The following is a 5,447-nucleotide window of genomic DNA, read 5'->3' on the forward strand; positions in this document are numbered from 1 at the left end:
GCTCCTGCCCTCCCCTTCCGTCACTGCCACTCTTCTTTTTGCTGTCATCCTCGGGCCGGCCAACGGCCGGACCCGGGGATCCAGTCTTCGCTGGCCCTGGATTGCCGGATCAAGTCCGGCAATGACAGGGGCGTCGGTGGCGGTGAGGCGCGGACAGAGTGGTGCGTGACGTCCGGCAATGACAAGCGGCGGGAGTAACGCCCTCAGATCGCCGGGCTGCCCCACACATCCTTCTGCTTCAGCAGCCGCTCCATCGCGCCCGCGATCGCGAGGAGTCTCGCTTCCGTGCCAGGCCGCCCGATGAGCTGGAGCCCCACCGGCATCCCCGCCTGGTCGCGGCCGGCGGGGAGCGTCACGGCGCAGAGGCCCATGAAGTTCACCACGCAGGTGTTGCGCAGCATGCACAGGTTGATGCGCATATAGGTGTCGTCGTCGGTGATCGCGGCCATGGGCGGTGGCGAGATCGGGACGGTCGGGCAGACCAGCGCGTCGACGGCTTCGAGGGCGGCCGCGGCACCGGCGCCGAGCGCGTCGTAGCGGTCGCGGCGCTGCAGGAACTCCCAGGCGGGGAGCGCGCTGCCGGCCTCCATGCGCTTGCGCACGCGGGAATCGAGCGTGGGGATCCAGTCCGGCAGGTCACGCTTGAGGACGGCGAAGAGCTCGGCCGAGATGATGCCGCCGCGATGATAGAGCTCATAGACCTCGGCCGAGCCGGGCAGCGCCATGTCCGAGACCTTGGCCCCCGCTGCCGCGGCGAGCCGCAGCGCCTCCTGCACCCGCTCCGCCACGCCGGGCTCGGCGCCGTCCCAGAAGAAGGGCTCGGCCACTGCGAGCTTCACGCCGCCGAGCCCGTCCAGCGCCGGCACCGCCTCGCCATCGAGAGCGGTGAAGACAAAGGCGGCGTCGGATGCGCTGCGGGTCAGCGTGCCGGCGGTGTCGAAGACCTGGCTCAGCGGCACGATGCCCGCGGTCGACCAGCGGCCCTTGGTGGTCTTGAGGCCGACATTGCCGGTGACGCTGGCTGGAATCCGCACCGAGCCGCCGGTGTCGGTGCCGAAGGCGAGGAGCGCCGTGCCTTCGCCCAGGCTCACGCCGGCGCCGCTGCTCGAGCCGCCGGGCGAGCGGTGGGTTTTCCGGTCCTGCGGATTCCAGGGGGCCGGCCAATGGGCGTTGACGCCGAGCCCGCCGAAGGCGAACTCGACCGTGTGCGACTTGCCCATGATGACCGCGGCCTGGTTGCGGAGCGCGCGGACGATGGGGCCCTCCGCGCGCCAGCGTGCGGGGAGCTCGCGCGGGCTGCCGGCGAAGATCGGCAGGCCCTCCACGCCGTAGAGATCCTTGACCGAGACCGGGATGCCCTGGAGCGCGCCCAGCTGGCTGCCCGCGACGAAGGCCGCGTCGGCGGCGGCGGTCTGGCGCAGCGCGAAGTCGGGTGCCCAGGTCTTGTAGGCGTTGAGCGACGGGTCGTGGCGCGCCTGTGCCGCCTCGACCAGGGCGCGGGCCTTCAATGAGCCGTCGGCGAGCTGGGCGGCGATGGCGGCGAGAGGCTGGTCGAGCGGATTGGGCATTGCGGTTCTTTCCTGCAGGCAGATCGAAGGCGGCGGCCGAAACGCGATCTCCTCACACCATGATATCGCCGCCATTGGGATTGAAGGTGGCGCCGATATAGAAGCCGGCGTCCTCGCAGGCGAGGAGCAGCGCCGTCGGCGTGATCTCCTCGACCCGGCCCTGCCGCTTCACCACCAGCTCGGACTGCTTCTGGCTGGCCCATGCCGGCGGCAGCTTCATCTCGGTGTCGATCGGACCCGGGCAGATCGCGTTGACGACGATGTTGTGCTTGGCGACCTCATAGGAGAGCGAGCGCGTCAGCCCGAGGATGCCGGCCTTGGCGGCGGCGTAGTGAGCCATGCCGCCCGCGCCCTTATGGGCGAGCTGCGAGCTGATATTGACGATGCGGCCATACTTCTTCTCGCGCATGGCCGGCAGCACGGCCCGAGTACAGAGAAACACGCTCTTGAGATTGACGCGGATCATCTCGTCCCACATCGCCGTCTCCATGTTTTCGAGCAACGAGACGGTGGCGATGCCGGCATTGTTGACCAGGATATCGGGCGCGCCGAATTCCTTCAGGATCCGGTCGAAGGCCCCGGTCACGGCCGCCTCGTCGCCGACATCGGCCGCGAGCGCCAGGCTGCGCCGGCCCTTGGCCTGGATGGCGGCGGCGGTCTGCGCCGCGCGGTCGCCGTTCCTGTCGATGACGGCGACATCGGCCCCCTCGTCGGCATAGAGCAGCGCGATCCCCTTGCCGATGCCGGACGCGGCGCCGGTGACGATCGCGATGCGGTTCGCGAGTTTGTTCATAAGAATGACTCCTTGTGATCGCTACGCTCTACTTTCAAGCTTCGATCGCGCCTGTGGGGCTATGCCGCTCCTTCTTTCTGTCATCGCCGGGCCCCCGGGTCCGACCAAAGGTCGGCCCGAGGACAAGCTCGACATCACGGCGATCCAGGGTCGGCCAAGTCTGGATGCCCGGATCAAGTCCGGGCATGAGAGCAAAACGCCCTACTTCTTCCCGATCCAGCCCAGCACCTCCGCCGTCGTCATGCGGCGGCAGTAGCCTTTGAACAGGTTGATCGCGTTGTCATGGCGCTCCTGCGAGCGCGTGGCGCAGCCGTCGGTCACACACACCGGATAGAAGCCGCGGTCGGCGGCGTCGCGCACGGTGTGATCGATGCACTGGTCGGTGAGGAAGCCGGTGACGAGCAGCGTGTCGATGCCGATATTGCGCAGCAGATATTCGATGTTGGTCGAGTTCATGACACTCGACGAGGTCTTGGGGATGACGATGTCGTCAGGGCCGGGCTTGAGCGGGTCCAGCACTTTCGCTTCCCAGGAGCCCTTGGCGATCCAGAATTTCGACAGCTTGTAGTCGAGGCTGCGGTCGCGGCCGTCCTCGGTGAGGTTCTCCATCACCGTGTACATGACCTCGGCCTTGGCGGCGCGGAACCCGTCGATCAGCTTGCGCAGGTTCGGCAGCGCCGTTTCGCGTAATTGCTTGTCGAAATAGGGCTCGCGCTTCGCAACCTCCGGGTTCCAGACGTAGTTTTGCGCATCGACCAGCAGCAGGCAGGTGCGCTTGGGATCGAACGGGCCTTCGCGGGTGAGCGCGGCGTCGTCGGGGCGTTGAGCGGCGAGAGTGGTGGGTTGGGGCATGATGGATTCCTTTATTGATCGCTGCGCTCTACTTCTTCGTTCCGAACGCGAACAGTGATCGATGGCATACATCTTTCCTCTCCGCCCGCGTGAGCGGGGGGAGAGGGTTGCGAAGGGTTAGCCGGAGCGCAGCGGAGACTTACCCGAAGCTGGGAGAGGTGGGTACTTTTCTGCAGCAGCCCCCTCTCCCAGCTCCGGCTAGGTTTCGGCTCCGCCTCAACCAAGCCTGCGCAACCCTCTCCCCCACTTCGTGGGGGCGAGGAAAGTTGACATGTCATCTCAGTACACCTCGACATAGCGGCGGCAGAGCTCTTCGCCGTCCCAGTCCTTGGTGAGCTCCAGCTCGGATCTCTTGTTGTCGCGGTAGGCGGTGAGGAAGCGAGGGGGGAGGAAGCCCTGGGCGGTCTTGTCGGCGTCGAGGGCGGCGAGCGCTTCGGCCAGGGTCGCGGGCAGCCGCACGATGCCGCGCTTCTGGCGTTCGGCGGCGCTGAAGGTTCCAGGATCCTGGTTGAGCGTCGGCTCCGGCAGCGGCAGGTTCTGGCGCAGGCCCTCGAGGCCGGCGCGGATCATCACGGCCAGCTGGATATAGGGATTGGCGGTGGCGTCGGCGGCGCGGAACTCGAAATTGAACTGCTCGGCCTGGCTGCGCTCCGAGGTGGCGAAGGTCGGGCAGATGCGGATCCCCGCCTCGCGGTCGCGAAAGCCGATGCTGGACCAGGCCGCACTCCAGACATGGGGCACGAGGCGCAGATAGGAGACCGGCGTGGGCGCGGTGAAGGCGCAGAGCGCGGGCATATGTTTGAGGATGCCGGCGAGGAATTTGCCCGCCGTCGCACTGACGCCATGCGGGCCCTTGGGATCGTGGCTCAGCGGTTTGCCGGCCTCGTCCCACAGGCTCATATGGATATGGAGACCGTTGCCGATGCCCTTGGTGGCGACCCGCGGCGAAAAGCTCACCGTATGGCCGAAGCGCGCGGCCGTGGCGCGCGCCATTTCGCGCACGAAGATCGCCTTGTCGCAGGCGAGCAGCGGCTCCTCCGGCGGGAAGGTCACCTCGAACTGGTTGAGCGCGAACTCGGCCAGGTAGCTGTCGGCATGGACGCCGCACTGCTCGAGGGCGGCGAGGAAGACCTCGCCGAAGCTGCCATGGCGGCGCACGGCGTCGAGCGAATACATGTCGCCGGTATGGCCATTGCCGCCCGAATAGACGAACTCATGCTCATAGGCGACGCCGAGCGTGATGCCGGTCTCGCGCTTGAGCTCGGCCGCCGCGTCGCGCAGCAGGCTGCGCGGGCAGCAGTCCCAGGGCGTGCCGTCGGTCTCGCGGATGTCGCAGAGGAAGAAATGCTCCTTCTGCAGCCCGTCGCCGAAATCGACATTCGCCTCGGCCTTGCGGTCGGGCATCATCAGCACGTCGCCCCAGGGGCCCCATTGCGACGGCGCGATGGTGCCGAGGCCCGTGAACATGATGTTGGTCGGCGTCCAGCCGACGCCGCTCTCGAGGCGCTTCTCCAGATGGCGGGTCGGGAAACCCTTGCCCCGCAGCTGCCCCGAGATGTCCGCGTAGCAGAACATCGTGAACGGTTCCCGATTCATCCGGTCGATCTCCCTGATTTCACGCCGGCCTTGCCGTTCGCTTTCTTGCCCGGTTTTCGACTCTGTTTCGCCTTGCGGCCCGCGGCGACTGGAGTCTGCGCCGCCTTCCGGCCGGCGCCGGGGGGCGCGCTCTCCAGATGGAAGGGCTGGCGCAGAGTCTCGAGCGTTTCGATCCGCCGCTTGGCGCCCTCGCCCAGCCGCTCGACCACGCTGGCGATCAGCACCTCGATCATGGCGAGGCCGGCGACGGCGCTGTCGAAGGCGGTCGGCACCTCGACCGGGCAGGCGATGACGTGGGTGGAAAGTGCCGCGATCGGCGAGTTCCAGATATCCGTCACCAGGATGATGACGGCCCCTTGCGCCGCGGCCCCGCCGGCAAACTCCAGCACGTCGCGCTGATAGCGGCGGAAATCGAACACCACCAGGACATCGCCGCGCCTGACATCGAGCAGATAGTCGGCCCAGCCGGCGCTGCCTTCGCGCACCAGCCGCGCGCCGGGCCTGAGCTCGCGCAGGCAGTGATGGAAATAGGTGGCCAGCATCTGGGTGAAGCGGCCACCAAGGCAGAAGACGGCGCGCTTGGGGTCGCAGATGAGCCGCGTGATCTCGCCATAGTCCTGGCGCGGCAGGCCCCGCAC

5 protein-coding genes are annotated in these 5,447 nt (G+C 67.6%); all 5 read right to left on the reverse strand.

Features of this window, described 5'->3' with window-relative positions; translation table 11 throughout:
• Window positions 1-203 precede the first annotated feature (203 nt).
• Window positions 204-1,568 (reverse strand): amidase, encoded by a 1,365-nt coding sequence (locus tag ACREE8_RS25035; protein WP_431575746.1) that lies wholly within the window; start codon window positions 1,566-1,568, stop codon window positions 204-206.
• Between the two features lie 52 nt (window positions 1,569-1,620).
• On the reverse strand, window positions 1,621-2,361 hold the full coding sequence (locus ACREE8_RS25040) for an SDR family NAD(P)-dependent oxidoreductase (protein WP_431575747.1): 741 nt from the start codon (window positions 2,359-2,361) through the stop codon (window positions 1,621-1,623).
• A gap of 201 nt (window positions 2,362-2,562) precedes the next feature.
• Window positions 2,563-3,213 carry a cysteine hydrolase family protein gene (locus tag ACREE8_RS25045; protein ID WP_431575748.1) on the reverse strand — a complete coding sequence of 217 codons (651 nt, stop codon included), beginning with the start codon at window positions 3,211-3,213 and terminating at the stop codon, window positions 2,563-2,565.
• 279 nt (window positions 3,214-3,492) lie between these two features.
• Window positions 3,493-4,809, reverse strand: coding sequence for a hypothetical protein (locus ACREE8_RS25050; RefSeq protein WP_431575749.1), 1,317 nt, complete (start codon window positions 4,807-4,809; stop codon window positions 3,493-3,495).
• Window positions 4,806-5,447 (reverse strand): MurR/RpiR family transcriptional regulator (locus ACREE8_RS25055; RefSeq protein ID WP_431575750.1); only part of this gene is annotated, 642 nt, incomplete at its 5' end. The genes ACREE8_RS25050 and ACREE8_RS25055, both read right to left, overlap by 4 nt.

Origin of the sequence: Hypericibacter sp. (genome assembly GCF_050729195.1) — a bacterium.
In the GTDB taxonomy this organism is placed as follows: Bacteria; Pseudomonadota; Alphaproteobacteria; order Dongiales; family Dongiaceae; genus Hypericibacter.

What these genes read in the sequence shown, in the direction of transcription:
- ACREE8_RS25035 (WP_431575746.1), bottom strand. Translation starts at nt 1,568, where the DNA reads ATGCCCAATCCGCTCGACCAGCCTCTCGCCGCCATCGCCGCCCAGCTC.
- ACREE8_RS25040 (WP_431575747.1), bottom strand. Translation starts at nt 2,361, where the DNA reads ATGAACAAACTCGCGAACCGCATCGCGATCGTCACCGGCGCCGCGTCC.
- ACREE8_RS25045 (WP_431575748.1), bottom strand. Translation starts at nt 3,213, where the DNA reads ATGCCCCAACCCACCACTCTCGCCGCTCAACGCCCCGACGACGCCGCG.
- ACREE8_RS25050 (WP_431575749.1), bottom strand. Translation starts at nt 4,809, where the DNA reads ATGAATCGGGAACCGTTCACGATGTTCTGCTACGCGGACATCTCGGGG.